Below are 21,677 nucleotides of genomic sequence, written 5' to 3' on the forward strand. Positions count from 1 at the left end.
CTCAGAGCTCCATGCCGGGCTTGCTTGCCACAGCCTTCCACTTGCCCAACTCATCGTGAAGTTCTGCGGCAAAGGCTTTCGGGCTCAGGGAAATAGGCGTTGCGCCTTCATGCTTGAGACGCGAACGCACTGGCTCAGCGGCGGCGGCTGCATTGACGGCCTGATTGAGCTGATTCACGATCTCTGGTGACACCCCGGCTGGTGCAAGCACACCCCACCATGTGGTCACGTCATAGCCCTTGATCCCGGCTTCTGCCATGGTGGGCACCTGCGGAAACAGGCTGGAGCGCTGAGCACTGGTGACGGCCAGAAGCTCCAGCTTGCCGGTCTTGAGGTGCGGAAGAATGGTGGGCACCGTGGCAAAGAATGCATCCACACGACCTGCCAGCAGTTCCAGCGCAGCTGGGCCGCTGCCTTTGAAGGGGACATGCGTCATTGGAAGCGTCGCCTGCTGCCTGAAAAGTTCGCCAGACAGATGGTTGATGCTGCCCGCGCCAGCTGAACAGTAATTGATGCCGCCTTCGCGTGTTTTGGCAATCTTTGGCAGATCCGCGACCGACTTCGCCCCCAATGCTTTGTTGGTTACCAGGAGCAGAGGCCCACGACCGATCATTGCCACCGGAGCAAAGTCTGTTTCCGGCTTGTAGGGCAGCTTGGGATCGATGGCTGCGTTCGTCGCGAAAGTGGACGTTGCAAACAGCAGCGTGTAGCCATCGGCCTTGGCTTTTGCCACAAAGTTCGCACCTATGGAGCCACCTGCCCCGCCCTTGTTGTCAACGACCACAGGCTGCCCAAAGCGGTGGGACAACTGGCTGGCTATGTCACGTGCGATGCTGTCTGTACCGCCACCCGCCACAAAAGGAACAACCAGCGTAATGGGCCTCTCAGGCCACTTCCCCTGCGCTGTTGCCGAATTCATCAGCATTAATCCAGCGGCTGCGGCGAGCCACGCTTTGCTGAAATCACCCAAGCCTTGCATTTCGTCTCCGTTTCTTATGTTCTGGACGAATGATCAATGATTTAATTAATGCAGTAAATTGCAAAAAATCTTCTCATTGATGCGCTTTTCAAATGAATTTCGACATTGCTGATCTCAAAGCCTTTGTGGCTGTGGCAGAGCTGGCCAGTTTCAAACGCGCAGCCGAGTTGCTGCACATCTCCCAACCGGCCTTATCGAGACGGGTCGAGAAACTGGAGCAAGCCCTGTCGCTCAAGCTTCTGGAGCGCACCACTCGCAAAGTGGAACTCAATGCCATGGGACGGGTTTTCTTGCCTCGTGCCCAGCATGTGCTGGCCGAACTGGAGGCCTCGCTGATAGGGATGACCGAACTCAACGAACGGCTGCACGGTCTGGTGACCATTGCCTGCATCCCTTCTGTCGTGGATACGGTGGTGGCGAGCGCCATCTATCAGATCAAGAAACAGTTCCCTCGCATTCGGCTGCGCATCCTGGACCAACCCGCAGCAGACATCCTGCTGACCGTGGCGCGCTCCGAAGTGGATTTCGGAATCGGCTATCTCGGAGCCAGCGAGCCTGACCTCGATTTCGAAGAACTGGCTTCGGAGTCTTTTGTGCTGGCCTGCCGCAAAGACCATCCTCTGGCCACCCGCAGCAGCATTAGCTGGAGCGAACTGGCACACCAGGACTGTGTCACTCAAGCGCAAGGCAGCGGTAATCGCCTGCTCATCGACCAGGCTCTGTCAAACACCATCACCCAACCCCATTGGGTATGTGAAGTTCAACATGTCCCCAGCCTGCTAAGCCTGGTTCGGCGCGGGGTGGGTGTAGGCGCAGTCCCTCAGCATGCAATCAGCGGGAACGATCTCTGCGGCATCCCATTGGTAGAGCCGCAGGTACTTCGCAGCATCGGCTTGATCTCGCGACGGGGCAAGGCACTTTCTGCCATGGCTCAGGAACTCCAGAGGGCGTTGCGACTGGTTCATACCCAGCAGCTGAACTGAGCACAACGCTGTAGGTAGATGACTGCCTGATAGGAACTGCCGGCCGAGCGTCCTATTCCTCGCCCATTCCTGCCCTATTAAGCCCAGCATTTACGCCACCGCTGCAAGCCTGTCTGCCTTCCGGGCTGAGCGGGCGGGCCCGCCATTCCTGCGCAATCCGCGCTTGACCTTGAACCAAGCTTCAAGCTTACGCTTGCGTCATTCCCGGTCATCAAGGCTGGTGAAACTATTCGTCAAGGAGCAGGAATGCAGACTATATTGGGCGCCAACGGGCAGATCGCCACCGAGCTGGCGCGCGAACTCAAGCGCAACTACACCGATGAGCTCAAGCTGGTGAGCCGCAGGCCGCGCAAGATACATGACACGGACCTGCTCGAGGCCGCAGACCTGCTCAATGCAGAGCAAACAGCCAGAGCCGTTCAGGGCAGCAGCGTGGTGTATTTCACCGCAGGCCTGCCTCCCGATACCCAGCTTTGGGAGCAGCAGTTTCCGACCATGCTGCACAACGCTCTGGCGGCTAGCCGCGCTGCGGGGGCCCCGTTTGTCTATTTCGACAACACCTATATGTACCCGCAGAACGCGCAGCTGCAGACCGAGCAGACGGCATTTGCCCCAGTAGGGCGCAAAGGCCGGGTGCGCGCCGCCATGGCCCAGATGGTGCTATCCGAGATGGCACGCGGGGAGATCCCCGTCCTGATCGCACGGGCGCCCGAGTTCTACGGCCCGGCCCAGACGCAGAGCATTACCAACACCTTGGTGATTGACAGGCTCAAGGCCGGCAAGACACCGCTGGCCCCCGTGCGTGACGACCGTCTGCGCACCCTCATCTGGACGCCCGATGCCAGCCGGGCCCTGGCCCTGCTGGGCAACACGCCCGATGCTTACGGCCAGACCTGGCATCTGCCATGCGACGATGAGCGTCCCAGCTACAAGCAGCTGATCTGCTGGGCCAGCCAGAGCTTCGACCGCTCTTCCCGACATCACCTGCTGCCCCGCTGGGCACTGAACGCAGCCGGCCTGATCTCCAAGCCCGTGGCAGAGCTGCGAGAGCTGCTGCCCCGCTATGCCCACGACAATCTGTTTGACTCCAGCAAGTTCAAGCAGGCATTTCCGGGGTTTTCCGTTACCAGCTACCGGCAGGGGCTGGCGCTGATTGCCGATGAATTTCAGCAAAATCAGCAGCAAGCCCTTACCTAACCTGCGAAAGCAGCTATCAAATATGAACCAATAGCTAAAAAGCTACCAGCTCAGCGCCTGGGCCAGCTGCTCGGCCCGGGTTTGCTCGCGCAAGCTCGACACCGAGGCGCGCAGGATGGCGCGGCTTGCGCCCTGGTCAACGATCCAGAAGACGACGCGCTTAGCGGGAGCTGCGCCTGGCCTGCTCTCCTGCGGGCTCACTTCAAACGTCCATTGCCGGCCTTCAGGCCGTCGGTCCCCGGAGCGCGTCTGCGCAGTGAAGCTGCGCTTCTTCAAGCTCCCCGCCTTCAAGCGGAACTGCTTTTCCAGCGCGGTGCGCAGCAGCTTCTCCTGCGCCTCGTCGGACTCGGGGATCTTCAGCCCCGTGGTCAGGCCCAGTTGCTGCCCAGTCATCAGATCGCGGTACATCATGCGCTGCGAATCCTTAGGCTCTTGCAGATGAAAGCCTGCTGCACGCATGGGCAGCACCATGCCGGTGCGCCGATTTTCCAGATCGGCCACCTGCGGGTCCTGGGCCTGCACCCAGATGTTCTGCAGCCCGCCTGCATTGCGCAGGTACTGGCGCATCAGTCGAGCAGCATCGGCGTCGCGGCCCTGCTGCGCCGCCAGCTCGGCCCCATATTGCTGAGCCTGGTCCACCAGCTCGGACTCCAGCCTGAACAGGCTGACATAGGGCCAGGCCTGCAGCGCCTGGTCCAGATAGCGGCTGGCCTCGGCTTTCTGGCCGGCCTTGAAGGCCGAGATGCCCGCCACCGTATTCAGGCGCGCCAGCTCGGCGGGGAACTGGGCATCGGCCAAGGCGGCGCGGGCCAGCTGTCCGGCCCTGGGCCAGTCGTCATCGACCCGCCAAACACTGGCCACCTCGCGCTCCTGTCGCGGCAGCTCAGGCGGCAGCTCGGGCGCTTTGGGCCATTGCATGGCCTGCCAGAGCTGGGGCAGTTGCTGCAGCGCGCTATCACGCTCGCTGTCCATTTGCTCTGCATGCAGGCTCAGATTCCAGTTGCCGCGCACCAGCCCCCAGTCCAGATGCAGGATGTCGGGCCTCTCCTCTTCTCTTTTCTCGCGGCTGGCCTGCTGGCTTTGCACAGCGTCGGCGAACGGCAGGGCCGGCAGCCTGAGCGCAGGCTCGGGCGTCTGCTCGCGGGCAAAAAGGCCATGCTCCTGCTGCAACAACTTTTGCCTGGCTGCAGCGTCCATGTCTTTGAGGCCATCGTCATAACGGAGCCGCATACGGACCCGCAAGCGCCTGCCATCGGGCTTCAGATAGACGTACTCCAGGTTCGCGGCGTCGCTTCGATCCCTGGCCGGCTCCAGCTGGACCAGTACCCAGCGCCCCTGCACCAGCGGCACGCTGAGCTGCGCTGCCTGGTAGTGCAGCTGCTTGTGTTTCGCATCCCACTGCCACAGCGGCGCAAAAGCCTTGGATTCCTGCTTGAGCGCCTGCAGATAGCGAGCCAATCCGCCCTGATCTCCGGCCATCATGGCGGCCGTCAGGCCCCGCTGTATCAGCGCCTGCATCTGACCGCTGACCGGGTCGTAGCCGTCGGCTGCAGCCAGAGCCATCATATGGTCGGTCTGCAAAACGGCCTGCGCGTACTGCCCTTGCTGATAAAGCAAGGTGTAGAGCAAACCGGAGGCATCGAGCTGCTCGTAAGGATTGCCGTGTGGCAGCGTCATGTCCTGCAACTTGCGCGCCTGGGCAACGGCATCGTCCCAGCGCCTGGCCTGTGCAGCTTCGACCACAGCGCGGCGCTGCCTGAAAAAAGGCGAATCCTGTTCGGCGGGGGAGTCCGCCTGCCTTGCAGGCTCAGCCGCCTGCAGAGTCGCAGGGCCCGCAAGCAGCAAGGCCACGGCCATCGCGGTCAGGGAAACAGGCGCGGGGATGCGAGGCAAAGAAAGCATGAGGGCAATTCACAAGGCAGTTCAGCAGCCCTGCAGTATAGAAAACAGCTGCCTGCACGCCCGCCTGGGGAGGCTTAGGGCAAAAAAAGAGCGGCTCCAGGGCCGCCCTCTTTGACATGCTGCAATGGCTTCAGTCCACCAGGCCAGCATAGACATGCTGAACATCGTCGTCGTTTTCCAGACCGGCCAGGAATTCCTGCACTTCTTCCTGCTGCTCGGCAGACAGGCTGCTCATGCTGATGGGGTTCTTGGCCTTGTAGCCCAGCTTGACCGACAGCACCTTGATGCCTTGCGCTGGCAAAGCCTTGCTCACGGCGTCCAGATCGGCAATATCGGTAATGAACAGGGTGGTGCCTTCTTCTTCGCCAGCTTCGAAGTCTTGCGCGCCAGCTTCGATGGCGGCCATTTCGACGTCGGCGCCATTTTCAGGCTCGCCTTCGATCATGCCCACATGGTCAAAATCCCAGGCCACGGCGCTCATCTGGCCCTTGCGGAAGCAGACACGCATATTGGGAGCCGTGCGATTGGGATTGTCAGTCAGACATTCCACCATCACGGGCACACGATGGGGGGCATAGCCCTCAAACAGAACGCTGGAATAGTTCACGGCGTCGGCACCAACGCCGGCGCCCTTCTTGATGGCGCGATCCAGCGTGTCCTTGGGCATGGAAGCCTTGCGGGCCGCTTCCACCGCCATGCGCAGGCGCGAATTGGCAGCAGGGTCGCCGCCGCCCAGACGGGCTGCAACCATGATTTCCTTGACCAGCTTGCCAAACAGCTTACCCTTGGCATCGGCGACCAGCGCCTTGCCCTTTGCTTTCCATTGCGCGCCCATGGCTGCGTTCCTTGTTGAATGTTGTCAAAACCCGCGCTATGCACACGCAAGCCGCCCGCCAAAACATCGGCGAGCAAAAGCCGGATTTATACACCTGCGCGCAATCTTTTGTCGGCAAACTGCATCAAGTCCGGGTCATAAATACAGGCAAACAGCAAGCGGCTGACCGCCCACCTAGGAGGAAAAAATGCACCGCATCACCATTCACGCCCTCGCCTGCAGCGCGTTGCCCCTGCTCGGCTCGCAGGCCCTGGCGGCCACCGAGCTGGGCACGCAAACCATGGCAACGGGGCTGGAGCACCCCTGGGCATTGGCCTTTTTGCCGGACGGACGCTATCTGGTCACGGAGCGCCCCGGCCGCATGCGCATTGTGGAGGCCGGGGGCAGGCTCAACTCCCCTATCAAAGGTCTTCCTGCCATCGCCGCCGCCGGGCAAGGCGGCCTGCTAGATGTGGTGCTGGACAGCGACTTTGCCAGCAACCGCCAGCTCTATTTCTGTTTCTCGGAGCCGGGTCAGGGTGCGGACCGGGGCAAGAGCAGCACGGCCATGGCCAAAGCCCGGCTCTCGGCCGACGCCAGCGCCCTGGAAAACGTGCAGATTCTGTTCAGCCAGCGGCCCAAGATCGATTCGGCCCTGCACTTCGGCTGCCGCATTGTGGAACGCAAGGTGAACGGCAAGCCCGACGGCTCGCTGTTTCTGAGTCTGGGCGAGCGCTACAAGGCCATGCAGGAGGCGCAGAATCTGCAGACCCATCTGGGCAAGATCGTGCGCGTCAACAAGGATGGCAGCGTGCCTCGCGACAACCCCTTTGCGGGCAGGCCCGACGCGCTGGCCGAGATCTGGAGCTATGGCCACCGCAACAGCCAGGGCGCCGCACTGGGGCCAGGAGACGAGCTCTGGATGACAGAGCATGGCCCGCAGGGCGGCGATGAACTCAACCGCATCGAGCCGGGCAAGAATTACGGCTGGCCCGTCATTACCTATGGCGAAAACTATGGCGGCGGCAAGATTGGTTCCGGCATCACCGAAAAAACGGGCATGGAGCAACCCCGGCATTACTGGGTACCGTCCATCGCTACCTCGGGGCTCGCCTATCTGAGCAGCGAGCGCTATGGCGTGGCCTGGAAAGGCTCCTTCATCACGGGTGCGCTCAAGGCCATGCAACTGCAGCGCCTGCAGATTGCCGATGGCAGGGTCACCGCCGCCGAAGTGCTGCTGCCGCGCCTGGGCCAGCGCGTACGTGATGTGCGCCAGGGTCCGGACGGTCTGCTGTACCTGCTCACTGATTCATCCAATGGGCAATTGATGCGCGTGCTGGCAACACCTTGAGCTCGGATCAGCGCAGCACACCGCGGCTTTTGAGCCAGTAGAGATAGCCCACTATGCAGAGCCAGAAGATGGCCTCTCCCAGCCACAAGCCCAACGACAGCATATCGACCTGGCTGCCAAGCCTGCCTACATACCAGAACATGCCAGCTTGGCTGACCACGCCGAGCACCACGTAAAGAGCGCCCAGCAGCAAAGCCGCGCGATTGCGCGTCCACAGCAGCCACACCAGCGTGAAGCACATGGCCGAGTTCAGCGCCAGCATGGTCTGCAGCACCAGCGCCCACTGAATCCTGGCGGCAGTACGCCAGCCGTCGGAAAAATCGGCCTCCAGCAACATCCATCCGCTCATCAGGCCAAGAAAACCGAACAGACACATCAACAGGGCCAGCCCCTTGCCATAGGGCTGCGCCCAGAGAACTTGCTTTGCTGTCATCCGTCCACTGCCCCTGTCTGATTCAAAACATCTGAGGGCCCGCCATGCTCACCCGGGCAACCAAGGAGCCACAGTGTGCCATCGCGCCCCCGGTTTCGCGCCACAATCGGCAGCAGTACAAAACAGGCGCTCATATGCTCAATGCCTTGTGGCTCGGCTTTTTTCTCGTGGCAGCAGTGGCTGCGCTCGCGCAATGGCTGCTGGGCGGTCAAGCTCAGGTGTTCTCATCCATGGTTCAGGCCCTGTTCGCCATGGCCAGGCTGTCGGTCGAAGTGATGGTGCTGCTGTTTGGCACGCTCACACTGTGGCTGGGCTTTCTGCGCATTGCAGAAAAGGCGGGCGTGGTCGAATGGCTGGCAAAAATTCTGGGCCCTCTGTTTGCCAAGCTCATGCCCGAAGTGCCGCGCGGCCACCCGGCACTGGGCCTGATCACATTGAACTTTGCCGCCAACGGGCTCGGGCTGGACAACGCGGCCACGCCCATGGGCCTCAAGGCCATGCGCGCGCTGCAGGAGCTGAACCCGCAGCCCGACACCGCGACCAATGCGCAGATTCTGTTTCTCGTGCTCAATGCCTCGTCGCTGACGCTGCTGCCGGTCACCATCTTCATGTACCGCATGCAGCAGGGTGCGGCCGATCCGACGCTGGTCTTCCTGCCGATTCTGCTGGCCACCTCCGCCTCCACACTGGTGGGCCTGTTCAGCGTGGCTCTGGTGCAGCGCCTGCCCATCTTCAGCCCCGTGGTGCTGGCCTATCTGTTGCCCGTGGCACTGGCGCTGGGTGCTTTTATGGCGTTTCTCACCACGCTCAGCGCGGCGGCACTGGCCCAGTTGTCATCGCTGATGGGCAACCTCACACTGTTTGCGCTGATCGTACTGTTCGTGGGTCTGGGCGCGCTGCGCAAGGTGGCCGTGTACGACAGCTTTATCGAGGGTGCCAAAGAGGGCTTTGATGTCGCCAAGGGCCTGTTGCCCTATCTGGTCGCCATGCTTTGCGCCGTGGGCGTGTTTCGCGCTTCGGGGGCACTTGAATATGCACTCTCAGCCATCCGCTGGGCGGTAGACGCCCTTGGCGTGGATGCCCGCTTTGTCGACGCCCTGCCGACGGCACTGGTCAAGCCTTTTTCGGGCAGCGCGGCCCGCGCCATGCTGATCGAGACCATGCAGGCGCAGGGCGTGGACAGTTTTGCGGCTCTGGCTGCAGCCACGATTCAGGGCAGCACCGAAACCACGTTCTACGTGCTGGCCGTGTACTTTGGTGCCGTGGGCATTCAGCGCGCGCGCCATGCCGTGCCCTGCGCACTGGTGGCCGAGCTGGCCGGCGTGGTCGCCGCCATCGTGGTTTGCTATCAGTTTTTTGGATAAAACCCAGAACTGACAAGCATCGCAAGCCGTTTTGCATCAAATCCGCTAAAAAGGCCAGAGCCATGGACTCCGCAGCAGCCCTGTTTCAATCATCCTGGCAGCGCACGTGGCAAGCCCTGGGGCTGACGCCGCCCACAGATCTGCTGCAACGCCTGCTCGCGGCCTGGGCCGAACCTCAGCGCCACTATCACACCCAGCAGCATCTGGCCGAATGCCTGAGCCAACTCGACTGCGTCTGGGCACAGGCCCAGCGGCCCGGCGAAGTGGCAGTGGCACTATGGTTTCACGATGCCGTCTACGACATCAAGGCCGGCGACAACGAGTTGCGCAGCGCCGACTGGGCGGCACAGGCACTGCAGGCCTCGGGCGCACCCGAGGCCTGCTGGCGCCGGGTGCATGAGCTGATCATGGCGACCTGCCACAAGACCACGCCAGCCGATGCCGATGCCCGGCTGCTGGTCGATATCGATCTGGCGATTCTGGGTGCCGACCCCGCACGTTTTGCCGAATACGACCGACAGGTCGCCGCCGAATATGCCTGGGTGCCGCGTCTGGTCTATGGCTTCAAGCGCAAGCAGGTGCTGCGCGGCTTTCTGGACCAGGACTTCATCTATGCCACGCCGCACTTCAGGCAACGGCTGGAGGCCCAGGCCCGCAGTAATCTGCAGCGGATCACCTGAGCAGGCCTACATCTCGTCAATGACCGTGCTGGCCTTGGCGCTCAGCGCGGGTGCCCGGCCCTCATCGGCTTCGACGGCAAAGCGGTCGCGGCAGTTGACGTAGAAGCTGGCCCCGAAGCGCCCCACGGGGAAGAACTCCTGCAGACGTACCCGCCATTTCTCGGTATCCACCAGTCCTTCGCGCACGGCCAGCCATTGCACGCGGCCGATAAAGACATAGCGGCTCTCGGTCTCCAGCGTCTCGTGCAACACGCATTCAAAGGCCACCGGCGCCTGGGCAATGCGCGGTGGCTGCACGCTCTGCGACGGGGTCGCCGTCAGGCCGGTGTGCAGCAACTCGCTGTGCTCGGGCGGCAGGCTGTCGCCGCAGCGGTGCATGGCGGCGGCCATGGCCTCGTCGGTAATGTGCACCACGAATTCGCCCGTGCGCAGGATGTTGTTGGCCGTGTCCTTTTGCGCCGTGTCCTGGCGCTTGTTGACGCTGAGCATGACTACCGGCGGGTCCTCGCCCATCATGTTGAACATGCTGAATGGCGCCGCGTTCACCGTGCCATCGACACCCAGCGTGGTCACCAGTGCAATCGGGCGCGGCACGATCAGGCTGGCCATCAGCTTGTAGCGGGCATAGCTGTCCAGTTGCGCAAAATCAATTTCGGTCATTGCAGTCTCTCTAGTCCCCGGGGGCGCTATCGCCTAAAGGCGGATTTGATATGGATTCGTTAGCAGGCTGCGCAATCGACAGCAGCCCTGAAGCTGCACAGGACCGCAATATTCATGCCGGACACCTGCCAGCCGACCCGCGCTCGATCTGCGCGCGGCCACGCACCATCGCAGACACCCCGTGCACCAGAGCCGGACATGCAAGTTCGGCACGCACCATCGCAGTGCCCTCGCCAGCGAGGTCGCGCTTTGTATACACATTGGCATCGATCTTGCGCACAGGCAGCAGTCCCTTCGCCATCGATCAACCAAGGAGTCACATGCGCAAACGATTTTTCCTGCAGGCTGCCACAGCAGCGCTTGCCCTGAACTGGGGCGCTGCCCAGGCGGCGGACACGCCGCTCAAGTTCCAGCTGGACTGGCGCTTCGAAGGGCCTGCAGCACTGTTTGTCCACCCCGAGCAAAAAGGCTATTTCAAGCAGGCCGGTCTGGATGTGAATGTGGAAGCTGCCAGCGGCGCAGGCGCCATCCAGCGCGTGGCCTCCGGCACCCATGATCTGGGCTTTGCCGACCTCGCCGCGCTGATGGAATTCCACGCCAACAACCCCGATGCGCCCATCAAGCCCGTGGCTGTCATGGTGATCTACAACACCACGCCGGCTTCGGTGATGGCGCTCAAGAAGTCGGGCATCACCAAGGCCGCCGACCTGACGGGCAAGAAGATGGGAGCTCCCATCTTCGATGCCGGCCGCCGCACCTTCCCCATCTTCGCCCAGGCCAATGGAGTGGGCGAGGTGCAATGGAGCACCATGGAGCCGCAACTGCGCGAAACCATGCTGGCGCGCGGCGATCTGGATGCCGTCACCGGCTATACCTTCACCAGCCTGCTCAATCTGGAGGCCCGCGGCATCAAGCGCGAGGATGTGGTGGTGCTGCCCTACGCCACGCATGGCGTTCAGCTCTACGGCAATGTGATCATCGCCAGCCCCAGGCTGATTGCCGAAAAACCGGAGGCCGTACGCGCCTTCCTCAAGGCCTTTGCGCGTGGGGCCAGGGAAGGCATTGCCAATCCCGAAGCCGCCATTGCGTCCATGAAAGCCAAGGACGGACTGGTCAACGTGCCGCAGGAGGTCAAACGCCTGAAGCTGACGATTGAGACCGCCATCGACAGCAAGGGCGCGCGCGAAGAAGGCTTCGGCCAGTTGCGCACCGAGCGCCTGGCCAGGATGGCCGAGCAGGTCGCCAAGGCCTACGCCACCAAGAACCCGGTGCCGGCCAACGCCGTATGGAACGGCAGTTTCCTGCCCAGCACGGCGGAACTGGACATACTGCCGCGACGCTAGGTCGGGGCGCCCTATGCACGGACTTTGAAACATCGGGACAAAAAAAGGCTGCAAGGCAGCCTTTTTTTATTGAGGTTCAGCGCGATCAGAGTTCGGGCACCATGGCGTCGGCATAGTCGTAGAGCTCGCCCAGAATCTCCTCGGCGCGCTCATCGGCGGTTTCGGACAGGCTGTCGATCATGGCAAACATCTGCTCAGCCGTGCGCGCCCCGCCCTGGCCTTCGATCAGGCAGGCAGCGCGGTGTTGCTCCCAGCGCTGCTGCTCGCCGGCATCGAGCGTCTGCGGGAAGTTGCGCGCACGGTAGCGCCAGACCAGCTCGGTCAGTCGTGCGTCATCAAAGCCGGTCTTGTCCAGGGCCAGCTCCTGCGGCGAGAGGCGCTTGATGCGCTCCAGACGGCGGCGGTCTTCATTGCCCACAAAGCCGCCATACAGATCCTGGTCCGTGTCCAGCGGCTCGCCCGACTCGCGCGTGAAGACGGCCTTCCATTGCGCGCTCATGTCGGGCAGGTCACGGGCAATCGCCGCATGCTGCATCGCCAACTCCATGTCCACGCCCCATTTTTCGGCCATCGCCGGGCTCAGGGTCTTGAGGCTGCCCACCACCATGGGCGACTTGTTGACATGGATGCTCTTGATGGGCAGACGGCTCACGCCCTCGGGCAGCTCGGCCTGGCGCGTGAACAGGCGCAGACGCAGGTCTTCGATGCTGATGCCTGCCAGCTCCGAAGGGTCGGTGGCCAAGTCCCAGCAAATCACCTCGTTCTTGTTGGTGGGGTGCGTGGCCAGCGGCCACATCACGCCGATGCAACCACGCGAGGGGCTGATCATCCCGGTCACATGCAGAAACGGGCGCGCGTGCTCTGGCGTGGCGGGCAGGCCCATCTCGCGCAGAGCGCCGTCCTTTTTATGCAGACCAAAGGCAAAGTCAAACAGGCGCGGCTGCTTTTCGCGGATCAGGCGGGCTAGCGCGATCGTGGCGCGCACGTCGCTCAGCGCATCGTGGGCCTGCTCGTGCAGCAGGCCGTTGGCGCGGGCCAGGTCTTCGAGCTTGAAGCTGGGCGTGTCGTCTTCCTTGGTCGGCCAGTGAATGCCGTCGGGGCGCAGCGCATAGACCATGCGCACCACGTCGAGCAAATCCCAGCGGCCGCAGCCGTTCTGCCACTCGCGCGCATAAGGGTCAATGAGATTGCGCCAGAACATGAAGCGCGTGATCTCGTCGTCGAAACGAATGGTGTTGTAGCCCACGCCCACCGTACCGGCCTGCGCCAGCTCGGCCTCGATCAGCGCTGCAAATTCATGCTCGGCAACGCCTTCCTGCAGTGCACGCTGGGGCGTAATCCCCGTGATCAGACAGGATTGCGGATCGGGCAGATAGTCATTGGCCGGCTGGCAATACCACATCACGGGCTCGCCGATTTCGTTGAGCTGGTCGTCCGTGCGTATGCCCGCAAACTGCGCGGGACGGTCATAGCGCGGCTGGGCGCCAAAGGTTTCGTAGTCGTGCCAGAAGAAGGTATGAGCCATGGGTCCGAAGTATGCCTGCGAACCGGCACAGCTTGCGGCTCAGTCCCACCAACGTCAAGCCTTTTTTGGCCTTTATCCCGTATGGATAAAGCGCAAGTAGCTATCAATATGATTGTTTAAGCTGCTCCCAATTCAAACCAAATTTGGGCAGAAATTTGCGCAGCCGGTCTGCATCGTTGACCACGGCTTTTTGCTGGCGCGACTGGTCAAACAGCTTGCGGCCCGCATCGAACAATGTGGTCGATGCGCGGCAGACGGCGATGACGGACTGCAGTTGCAAGCGGTCAAAAGGAAAGTGTGGCGGCCGACCTGATTGCCACCGTGCGCCAGGTGATTGCCTGACCTTTCCAGGCCCATGTGGAGGCCGGGAACTGCCACCTAAACCATGTGCAGAAGGAGCATCACTTTGGCGAAGGTATGCCCGTCACCCGCAAGGGTGCAGGGTGCGGTGAGCGCCAGGCGCGGGGAGATGGGCATCATCCTCGGCAGCATGGGCGCGTGCATCTACATCATGCGCGGCCTGGGCAACCCCGAGATTTTTGAAGGCCGCAGCCACGGCACAGGCCGCATGAGGCACCGCACCAAGGCCAAGAAGCTGTGCTCGGTGGCCGACCAGATCAAGGCCACGGAAAGCGTGGAATGCCTCAAGGACGAAAGCGTGATCGACGAGATCCCGATGGCCTACAAGGACATCGATGCCTTCATGGCCGCCCAGAAGGACCTGATGGAAGTGGCCCATACCCTCAAGCAGGTGATCTGCGTCCAGGGTTGAATGAGTCGGGAACATGGACTCACGCCTCATTGCCAGAAAGGAGATCCATCGTGCAAGCCGTTGAGCAGAAAGCCATTCCGGGTGCATATCTGCTACTGGAGGTCATGCCCGCCATGCACTGCAAACAGAAGCACGATATGACGGCGCTGTTTGCCAGTGAATCGAGCAAGGAAGGCTGGGGCTTCACCTCGCCCAATAGCAACCAAGACTTGCTCATTTAGCAGGTTGTGCAATAGCGCGCAGAGGAAGCAGGCTCCGAAAACGAGTGTGCAGAGGCGTTAAGCTCAGCGCCCGAGAGGTGCATATGCTCAAGCCTGGAGCAAGGTGCAAGCAGCGATTCGGTTTTGTTGGAGAGTTGAATGAATGGTTCCGCAGTAGCGGCTCTACTACCGGTGATTGCATTGATCGGTGCAGGGTTTGGCTTGGCGCGTGTCGGGCTGGTGCGGCAGGCAGCAGTCAAGGACATGTCCAACCTTGTGTTCCTATTGCTGCTGCCTTCACTGCTGTTTCGCACCATGGCTCAGGTCCATATCGGCGAATTGGATTACCGACCGATTGGCGTGTATTTCCTATCGGCCATCATCGTATTCGTGACAACGATGCTGGTCTACGGCTTCAACACCCTGGCTGCGGCGCGCGGATTGGCCAGCATGTTCAGCAATGCAGCCATGATCGGCGTACCGCTCGTGGGCCTGGCCTTTGGCGAGCAGGGACTGGTGACGCTGTTCACCTTGATCTCGGTGCACGCCCTGGTACTGCTGACGGCCGCGACCATGGTGTTCGAGTTGGCATCCTCCCGAGAACAGCATGTGGACGAGGCCCACAACAAACGATCCATGGGGCGCACTGTCTGGCAGGCAGTGCGCAATAGCATCATCCACCCTGTGCCTTTGCCGATTCTGGCTGGCCTGCTGTGGTCATTGACCGGCTGGCCTCTGCCTGACGTGCTTGATACCTCACTCAAGATGCTGGGATCGGCCATGGGCCCCATGGCGTTGCTGCTCGTCGGCATCACGCTGGCCTACACCAGGATCGGAGCTTACTGGCGACCCGCGATGCGCATCACGCTGGTTAAATCGCTGGTGCACCCACTTATGTTTCTCGTCTGCGCCTGGATACTTCAACTGCGCGGCCCGGCCATGGGAGTGATGCTGATCTGCTCAGCTTTGCCTGTGGGCGCCAACGCACTGCTATTCACCCAGCGCTACCGGGTTGCCGAGGATGAGGTGGTGGCCAGCATTGCCCTCTCCACATTGATGGCCCTGGTGACCATGCCGCTGCTGCTGATGCTGCTGCACGTCTTTCACGGGACATAGCCATCTAGGTAGTCCATCGCGCATATCTATCCAGGTTCTACCCTGGTTCAATCGGAGCTCAGTCTTGCCCTGCCGAAGCAGGGCACTGCGGCATCGGCAGAAACATTGCAGTGAACCGACTGGGAGCCAGCCAGCGAAAGTTGGAGCAGATATCGACAAGTCCTGTAATAAAAGCTTGGCTTTGGCGTTCAGGCGGCTACTCCAAAGTGCAGGACGGGATGACGCAGATTAATTGGCAAGGGAATAGCGCTCATCCAGGTCGGCAAGGACGAAGAAGGCAAGGACTCGGGCTCTGTCGCTCAGAAGCCGCAATCACTCATAAAAAAGGCGCTCCAGAAACCCACGAAAAGTTACACTTTGAATGCATGGACACAAATTGACACGAGCTCTCAAACCGAAAACATTGGCTGCTAAAGGAGGCGCGCAAAATGAATCGTTTGAAAATTTCCACTCGGCTGACTTTCTCGTTCATGACATTGATGGTGCTGATACTGGTGCTGGGAGGGGTGGCACTTTTGGGGTCGTCGACTCAGCGCTCAGCCCTCACCGACATCACCCAGAAGCAAATCCCGATCATTCGCACGCTGAACACCATCACTGATGGCGCCAATGAACAGGCGATTCAGTTCCGCAACCTAGCGATCTTTTCCACGGAGGCGCTCCAGGCCTCGGCACGGGCCATGATTCAGAAGACCCGCACCGAGGTGGCTGCAGAAATGGATTCGCTGGGCAAGCACACTCACTCCGGCCTGGGGCAATCGCTGCTGGAAGATCTGAAGCAGCGGCGCGTGGCCTTCCTCAAATCCGGTGATGAATTTCTTGGACTGCTCGATCAGGGCCAAAGAGATGAAGCGCTGAGTTTGCTGGAAACCCAACTGCGCCCCAACCAACTCGAATATCAGCGGGTTATCCGCAGCATGCTGGATCACCAGACCCAAAGCTCCGACGTGGCCAGCGAAAAGGCAGAAGCTGCCGCCGACAATCTGTTCCAGGAAGTGTTGGCGACAGGTGCAATCGCCATTCTTCTAGCGGTAACCCTTGCCATCACGATTACTCGCTCCATCACCCGCCCCCTGTCCCTGGCCATGGCAGCAGCCGACCGCGTGGCCAGAGGTGATCTCAGCGGCCAGATCATGGTGAAATCCCAGGATGAGACCGGTCAACTGTTGAGTGCGCTGCAACGCATGCAACATAGCCTGGTGAGCACGGTATCGGCGGTGCGTGGCAATGCTCAGGGAGTTGCTTCGGGCAGCGCTCAGATCGCCATGGGCAATAACGACCTATCCAGCCGCACGGAAGAGCAAGCAAGCGCTCTTGAGCAAACTGCTGCGTCCATGGAACAGTTGGGTGCGACGGTCAAACAGAATGCCGACAACGCACGCCAGGCCAATCAGATGGCACTGAATGCATCCACTGTGGCCACACAGGGCGGTGAAGTGGTCGCAGAGGTAGTGGAGACCATGAAGAGCATCAATGAAAGCAGCCACAAGATTTCCGACATCATCGGTGTCATTGATGGCATCGCTTTCCAGACCAATATTCTGGCGTTAAATGCTGCCGTCGAAGCTGCCCGCGCCGGTGAGCAAGGACGGGGCTTTGCAGTGGTGGCAAGCGAAGTGCGAGCTCTGGCTGGACGCTCGGCTGAGGCCGCCAAGGAGATCAAGCAGCTCATTACCACCAGCGTGCAGCGCGTGGAGCAGGGCTCCTTGCTCGTGGACAAAGCCGGCGAGACCATGACCGATGTGGTCACGGCCATTCGGCGCGTCACCGACATCATGGGTGAAATCAGCGCTGCCAGCCATGAGCAAAGCTCGGGCATGGCCCAGATAGGGGAAGCCGTTACCCAAATGGATCAAACCACGCAGCAGAACGCGGCATTGGTCGAGGAAATGGCCGCCGCAGCCAGCAGCTTGCACAACCAAGCACAGTCGCTGGTCGAAGCAGTGGCAGTCTTCAAGTTGTCAGAGCACCAACAAAATACCTCTGCCGCAATGCAGGCAGCGTCGGTCAACCCGACAAAACCGGCAACAGTGGCAAGAGTATCGGAGTCGCCACCAAAGCCCCTCATGGCCACCAAGTCCCCTGTACTGCGTCGCCCAGTTGCTATCGCTGGAACACAGCAGACTACGGGCAAGAATGGCGATGACTGGGAAACTTTCTGAGGGGGCTTCCTAGCAGATCCAGCGAGCAAAGGCGGTGAGGCGTCAGGCCTGCCGCATTTTGAACTTATCGGTGTCGGCGCATAACTTCGTGCTTTGCAGCAGATATGCGTAGACGATGAGCAACTCCACACACCAGGACCTGCGGCCAGTAGCTCCTTAGGCCGCATTACAACGGCCAGTCTTATGTGATGCGCGCCAAACCTCTCACACGGTGCTCCGCACTTTGAAGGAGGCTGGCGGGCATCGCACACCTCAGCGAGGAACTCTCTCACCCCGCAAGTCATCACCTCTGACAGCAACCCTGTTTTTATTCGAGATGATGATAGATCGGGATCCCAGGGAGGCCGCCTCCCCGCGCCAGAGCAGACCTCCAAGTACTTGCATATCCCCAGCATCAGCGCCGGCTGCAGCGGTACTTCACAGTTCACAGATCACAGATCACAGATCACCATCATGACCAGTTGACTCAGGACCTGGCTGGTCACTCCACGCCAGGTACAAGTCACGCGTTTCACGGAACGTGTACAGACGTTCTACAGTTCCACCCGAGCTTCGCGCCGTACGGCCTGTGGCGGCATGCCGAAGCCACGCAGGAAAGCTTCGCGCATATGGCGCCGGTCACGAAAACCTGTCTCCTGAGCAATCACCTCCAGCGGATGCCGACTGCCCTCAATCATCAGCCGTGCGGCTTCAAGCCGAAGACCCTCCACGGCTTTGGCGGGGGACTGGCCCGTCTCGGCCGTGAACACCCGGCTGAACTGGCGTGGACTCAAGCTGGCAGCCTCGGCCAGCTCTTCCACACTCAGTGCTTGAGAAAGATTGCGCCGTGCATGCTCCAACGCCTGCTGGATGCGGTCTGACTTGGGTGCCAGCTTGAGCATCTCGGAGTGCTGTGACTGCCCGCCCGAGCGGCGCTGGTGCATGACCAAACGATGTGCAACCGACCGTGCAACCTTTGCGCCGAGGTCTTTTTCCACCAGCGCCAACGCCAGATCGATCTCCGCAGTCATACCGGCAGAGGTCCAGATCGGCCCGTCAGCGATATAGATGCGGTCGGACTCAATCTGCGCCCGTGGGTGGCGCTGCTGCAAGGCCTCGGCCCAATACCAGTGCGTGGTGGCGCGGCGCCCATCAAGCAGGCCCGCGTCGCCCAGCAGGAAAGCGCCCGTGCACAGACCGGCCACGCGCCGCGCAGATACCGCCACCTTGCTCAGCAGCCGGATCAGTTCCGGTGCCGGAGCGGCGTCTCTTGGAGTGAGATTGCCCGCAACCAGCCAGGTGTCTGCCCTGCTGCGTGCTGTGAGGGGCTTTGCCTGCAATGCAAGCCCTGCCGAAGCTCGAGCAGCACCACCCATTGCATAGGTTTCCACCTCATAAAAGGGCTTCTCCACCATCAGGTTGGCGAGTTCGAACACGGCCTGGGTGGCCAGCGCCATGACTTGGAAGCCTTCCGGCAGGATGTAACCGATACGGTGCATAAGGAACGCCCTTTCCAATGTCCTTTTTCATGACTATATACGTCATTTACGACAAAACCCGTACATCGCACCATTCATGCCATGGACAACATCCATCCACCTCAAGGAGTTTCACCATGGCACAAACCCATCTCGGCACCGCCCTCATTACCGGGGCATCCAGCGGCATCGGCGCGCTATATGCACAAAAGCTCGCTCAGCGTGGCTATGACCTGATCCTGGTCGCCCGCAACCGCGAACAGCTGAACGCGCTGGCAAGCAGCATCAGCACTCGCACGGGCCGTGCGGTAGAAGTCCTGCCGACCGATCTGAACAACCGCACTGAACTGGCGCGCGTGGAAGAGCAATTGCGCACGGACGCCAGCATCACCTTGCTGGTCAACAATGCGGGCATGGGCACACACACGCCCTTGCTGCACAGCGACGTTGAAAAGATGACCCGCATGGTCGATCTGAATGCCACGGTACCTATGCGGCTGGCTTATGCGGCGGCTCCTGGCTTCGTGGCTCGCGGACGTGGAGCGATCATCAACATTGCGTCCATCGTCGCCATCTCCCCCGAGACTCTGAATGGCGTCTACGGCGCCAGCAAGGCTTTTGTACTGGCTTTCAGTCAGTCGCTTCAGCATGAGTTGACCGACAAAGGTGTTCGGGTGCAGGCAGTGCTGCCTGGTGCTACGGCCACGGACTTCTGGGCCATCGGCGGATTGCCGGTAGAGAACCTGGATGCAAGCATCGTGATGAGCGCCGAAGACCTCGTCGATGCAGCACTGCTGGGGTTTGAGCGTGGAGAAAAGGTCTCCATCCCCTCGCTGCACGCTGGCGAGAAGTGGGATGCCTATGAGGCCACACGCCAAGCTATGGCCGGCCAGTTGTCCAGCAACACCGTCGCCCAGCGCTACGCCGCTGCGCGCTGACTATCGCAAGGAGCCCATGTCATGAAAGCCGTTATTGCAGCTTATGCTCGCTCGCCGTTTCACTTCGCCCGCAAAGGCCGCCTGGCCGAAGTGCGGCCGGACACGCTGGCAGCCCAGGTCGTACAGGGTTTGTTGAAGCGCTCAGACCTCGATCCTGCACTATTGGAGGATGTGATCCTCGGCTGCGCCTACCCCGAGGCCTCGCAAGGCAACAATCTGGCGCGCATCGTCGGCCTGCTGGCCGGCCTGCCTGAAACCGTGGGCGGCATGACCGTGAACCGGTTTTGCGGCTCGTCGATGCAGGCCGTGCATATTGCCGCCGCGCAGATCGAGGCAGGCATGGGCGACGCCTTCCTCTGCGTGGGCGTGGAATCCATGACAATGGTTCCGCAGGGCGGCTTCAACTTCTCGCCGAACCCCCAGTTGCAGGCAAATACCGACGCCTACACTTCAATGGGCGAAACGGCGGAAAACGTGGCGCAGAGATGGGGGGTGAACCGCGCCGACCAGGAGTTGCTGGCTCTGCAATCCCACCTGAAAGCCGCCGCTGCGCGCGACCAGGGTCTGCTGGTCGATGAAATCGTGCCTATTCTTTTACCGGATGGAGAGCTGCTGGATGCCGACGGCTGCATACGCCCCGCCACCACACTGGAGGCCCTGGCCGGGCTCAAGCCCGCTTTCAGACCTGATGGAGCGGTCACGGCGGGCACATCGTCGCCGTTGACCGATGGCGCTGCGGCCGTGCTGGTCACCCGCGACGATTTTGCCGAACGCCATGGTCTGCAGGCACTGGCGCGCATCCGCAGCTTCGCGACCGTGGGAGTGGACCCAGCGATCATGGGCATAGGTCCGATCCCTGCCACGCGCAAGGCACTGGCCCGTGCAGGTCTCACTGTGACCGATCTGGACGTGGTTGAGATCAACGAAGCTTTTTCGTCTCAGGCGCTGGCCTGCATCCGAGACCTCGGCCTGGACATGGCGACCGTGAATATTGACGGCGGGGGGCTGGCCATCGGTCATCCACTTGGCGCCACTGGTGCGCGCATCACAGGCAAGGCAGCTGCCTTGCTTGCACGACAGCAGGGACGATATGCCCTGGCCACCCAATGCATCGGCGGTGGGCAAGGTATTGCTACGGTGCTGGAGAGACCGTGAACTCATATCGACAGAGACCAAGACTTCAACTCCACTCAAGGACACCATGATGCTCCGTAGCACTGAAACCTGGACAGTCTGCTTGAGCGCCAGCGCGGCACACTGCCCGATACCTTTGGCGCGCGACCGATGGCACTGGCCGAAGGCCGCATGACCATGGAGCTGACTATTGCGCCGTGGATGATGGCTCCCAATGGCTTTCTACATGCCGCCACACAGGTGATGCTGGCCGACACCTGCGCCGGCTATGCGACCCTGGCGCATCTACCGGAGGGTGCAAAAGGATTCACGACACTGGAGCTGAAATCCAACTTCCTTGGTACTGCGAAGCAAGGAATCTTGCACGTGGAGGCCGTGGCCGAACATCTGGGGAGGACAACGCAGGTGTGGTCGGCTACCTTGTTCGATGACAAGGGCCGTAGGCTATCGTTATTCCGTTGCTCGCAGATCGTGCTCTGGTGACTGGGTCGTTGCCGCGCTTGAGTCAGCAGCCTAAAAACATCTGACAGAAATCGATGGCTCCGAGAGTGAAGACGGAGCTCGGATACCGCGCAGCGCGCAGCGCGCAGGCCAGGCTTTTGCTATGACCTGCGATCCACGCCAACAGAAAACCTCTGTGCGAAAGTCAGCCGAGCGCGGCGCGCAA

19 protein-coding genes and 2 pseudogenes are annotated in these 21,677 nt (G+C 61.2%); 13 read left to right on the plus strand and 8 right to left on the minus strand.

The genetic code is table 11. The annotated features are described in order from the left end of the window. Position 1: 1 nt before the first annotated feature. A complete protein-coding gene (locus P353_RS04225) occupies positions 2-979 on the minus strand; it encodes a tripartite tricarboxylate transporter substrate binding protein (RefSeq protein WP_034365773.1) in 978 nt (325 codons plus the stop codon). 92 nt (positions 980-1,071) lie between these two features. Here P353_RS04225 and P353_RS04230 point away from each other — a divergent pair, with 92 nt between their 5' ends. Together P353_RS04230 and P353_RS04235 are read left to right on the plus strand one after the other, a co-directional pair. Beyond that, positions 1,072-1,962 carry a LysR family transcriptional regulator gene (locus P353_RS04230; protein ID WP_034365776.1) on the plus strand — a complete coding sequence of 297 codons (891 nt, stop codon included), beginning with the start codon at positions 1,072-1,074 and terminating at the stop codon, positions 1,960-1,962. Between the two features lie 246 nt (positions 1,963-2,208). Then, positions 2,209-3,159 (plus strand): NAD-dependent epimerase/dehydratase family protein, encoded by a 951-nt coding sequence (locus P353_RS04235; RefSeq protein WP_034365779.1) that lies wholly within the window; start codon positions 2,209-2,211, stop codon positions 3,157-3,159. Positions 3,160-3,201: 42 nt separating this feature from the next. On the opposite strand, the gene P353_RS04240 is transcribed toward P353_RS04235, so the two are convergent. Both P353_RS04240 and P353_RS04245 read right to left on the minus strand, forming a co-directional pair. Next, positions 3,202-5,061, minus strand: coding sequence for a hypothetical protein (locus P353_RS04240; RefSeq protein WP_232776242.1), 1,860 nt, complete (start codon positions 5,059-5,061; stop codon positions 3,202-3,204). A gap of 130 nt (positions 5,062-5,191) precedes the next feature. Beyond that, positions 5,192-5,896, minus strand: coding sequence for a YebC/PmpR family DNA-binding transcriptional regulator (locus P353_RS04245; protein WP_003053809.1), 705 nt, complete (start codon positions 5,894-5,896; stop codon positions 5,192-5,194). A gap of 187 nt (positions 5,897-6,083) precedes the next feature. Here P353_RS04245 and P353_RS04250 point away from each other — a divergent pair, with 187 nt between their 5' ends. Next, positions 6,084-7,226, plus strand: coding sequence for a PQQ-dependent sugar dehydrogenase (locus P353_RS04250; RefSeq protein ID WP_034365786.1), 1,143 nt, complete (start codon positions 6,084-6,086; stop codon positions 7,224-7,226). A gap of 7 nt (positions 7,227-7,233) precedes the next feature. On the opposite strand, the gene P353_RS04255 is transcribed toward P353_RS04250, so the two are convergent. Continuing rightward, positions 7,234-7,659, minus strand: a complete 426-nt coding sequence (locus tag P353_RS04255; protein WP_034365789.1) for a hypothetical protein — start codon at positions 7,657-7,659, stop codon at positions 7,234-7,236. Positions 7,660-7,793: 134 nt separating this feature from the next. On the opposite strand from P353_RS04255, the gene P353_RS04260 reads away from it, so the two are divergent. Then, entirely contained in the window at positions 7,794-9,023 is a 1,230-nt protein-coding gene (locus P353_RS04260) for a nucleoside recognition domain-containing protein (protein ID WP_034366048.1), read from the plus strand. Positions 9,024-9,085: 62 nt separating this feature from the next. Continuing rightward, positions 9,086-9,703, plus strand: coding sequence for an N-methyl-D-aspartate receptor NMDAR2C subunit (locus tag P353_RS04265; RefSeq protein ID WP_034365790.1), 618 nt, complete (start codon positions 9,086-9,088; stop codon positions 9,701-9,703). Between the two features lie 6 nt (positions 9,704-9,709). Here the strand turns inward: P353_RS04265 and P353_RS04270 are convergent, their stop codons facing one another. After that, entirely contained in the window at positions 9,710-10,363 is a 654-nt protein-coding gene (locus P353_RS04270) for a flavin reductase family protein (protein WP_034365792.1), read from the minus strand. Between the two features lie 320 nt (positions 10,364-10,683). Here P353_RS04270 and P353_RS04280 point away from each other — a divergent pair, with 320 nt between their 5' ends. Continuing rightward, a complete protein-coding gene (locus P353_RS04280) occupies positions 10,684-11,706 on the plus strand; it encodes an ABC transporter substrate-binding protein (protein WP_034365798.1) in 1,023 nt (340 codons plus the stop codon). An 85-nt stretch (positions 11,707-11,791) separates the two neighbouring features. Here P353_RS04280 and sbcB read toward each other — a convergent pair whose 3' ends face one another. Together sbcB and P353_RS29765 are read right to left on the minus strand one after the other, a co-directional pair. Then, positions 11,792-13,231 (minus strand): exodeoxyribonuclease I, encoded by a 1,440-nt coding sequence (gene sbcB, locus P353_RS04285; RefSeq protein ID WP_034365799.1) that lies wholly within the window; start codon positions 13,229-13,231, stop codon positions 11,792-11,794. Between the two features lie 103 nt (positions 13,232-13,334). Beyond that, a pseudogene (locus P353_RS29765) lies at positions 13,335-13,520 on the minus strand (sigma 54-dependent transcriptional regulator); the annotation flags it as partial. Positions 13,521-13,537: 17 nt separating this feature from the next. Here P353_RS29765 and P353_RS04290 point away from each other — a divergent pair. From P353_RS04290 to P353_RS04300, 4 genes and pseudogenes are all read left to right on the plus strand, one after another. After that, positions 13,538-14,003: pseudogene (locus P353_RS04290) on the plus strand (RtcB family protein); the annotation flags it as partial. 50 nt (positions 14,004-14,053) lie between these two features. Next, on the plus strand, positions 14,054-14,224 hold the full coding sequence (locus P353_RS28980) for a hypothetical protein (RefSeq protein ID WP_157839505.1): 171 nt from the start codon (positions 14,054-14,056) through the stop codon (positions 14,222-14,224). Positions 14,225-14,362: 138 nt separating this feature from the next. Beyond that, entirely contained in the window at positions 14,363-15,319 is a 957-nt protein-coding gene (locus P353_RS04295) for an AEC family transporter (RefSeq protein ID WP_034365802.1), read from the plus strand. Positions 15,320-15,747: 428 nt separating this feature from the next. Further along, positions 15,748-17,481, plus strand: a complete 1,734-nt coding sequence (locus P353_RS04300) for a methyl-accepting chemotaxis protein (RefSeq protein ID WP_034365805.1) — start codon at positions 15,748-15,750, stop codon at positions 17,479-17,481. A gap of 533 nt (positions 17,482-18,014) precedes the next feature. On the opposite strand, the gene P353_RS04305 is transcribed toward P353_RS04300, so the two are convergent. Next, entirely contained in the window at positions 18,015-18,959 is a 945-nt protein-coding gene (locus P353_RS04305; protein ID WP_034365808.1) for a GlxA family transcriptional regulator, read from the minus strand. A gap of 116 nt (positions 18,960-19,075) precedes the next feature. Here P353_RS04305 and P353_RS04310 point away from each other — a divergent pair, with 116 nt between their 5' ends. The 3 genes from P353_RS04310 (at position 19,076) to P353_RS04320 (ending at position 21,493) form a co-directional block, all read left to right on the plus strand. After that, positions 19,076-19,876 carry an SDR family NAD(P)-dependent oxidoreductase gene (locus P353_RS04310; protein ID WP_034365811.1) on the plus strand — a complete coding sequence of 267 codons (801 nt, stop codon included), beginning with the start codon at positions 19,076-19,078 and terminating at the stop codon, positions 19,874-19,876. A gap of 21 nt (positions 19,877-19,897) precedes the next feature. Continuing rightward, positions 19,898-21,031: a thiolase family protein gene (locus tag P353_RS04315; RefSeq protein WP_034365814.1), complete on the plus strand. Its 1,134-nt coding sequence runs from the start codon at positions 19,898-19,900 to the stop codon at positions 21,029-21,031. Between the two features lie 129 nt (positions 21,032-21,160). After that, positions 21,161-21,493, plus strand: coding sequence for a PaaI family thioesterase (locus P353_RS04320; protein WP_113707686.1), 333 nt, complete (start codon positions 21,161-21,163; stop codon positions 21,491-21,493). Positions 21,494-21,677 lie beyond the last annotated feature (184 nt).

Source organism: Comamonas testosteroni (assembly GCF_000761245.1).
GTDB lineage: Bacteria > Pseudomonadota > Gammaproteobacteria > Burkholderiales > Burkholderiaceae_C > Comamonas > Comamonas testosteroni_C.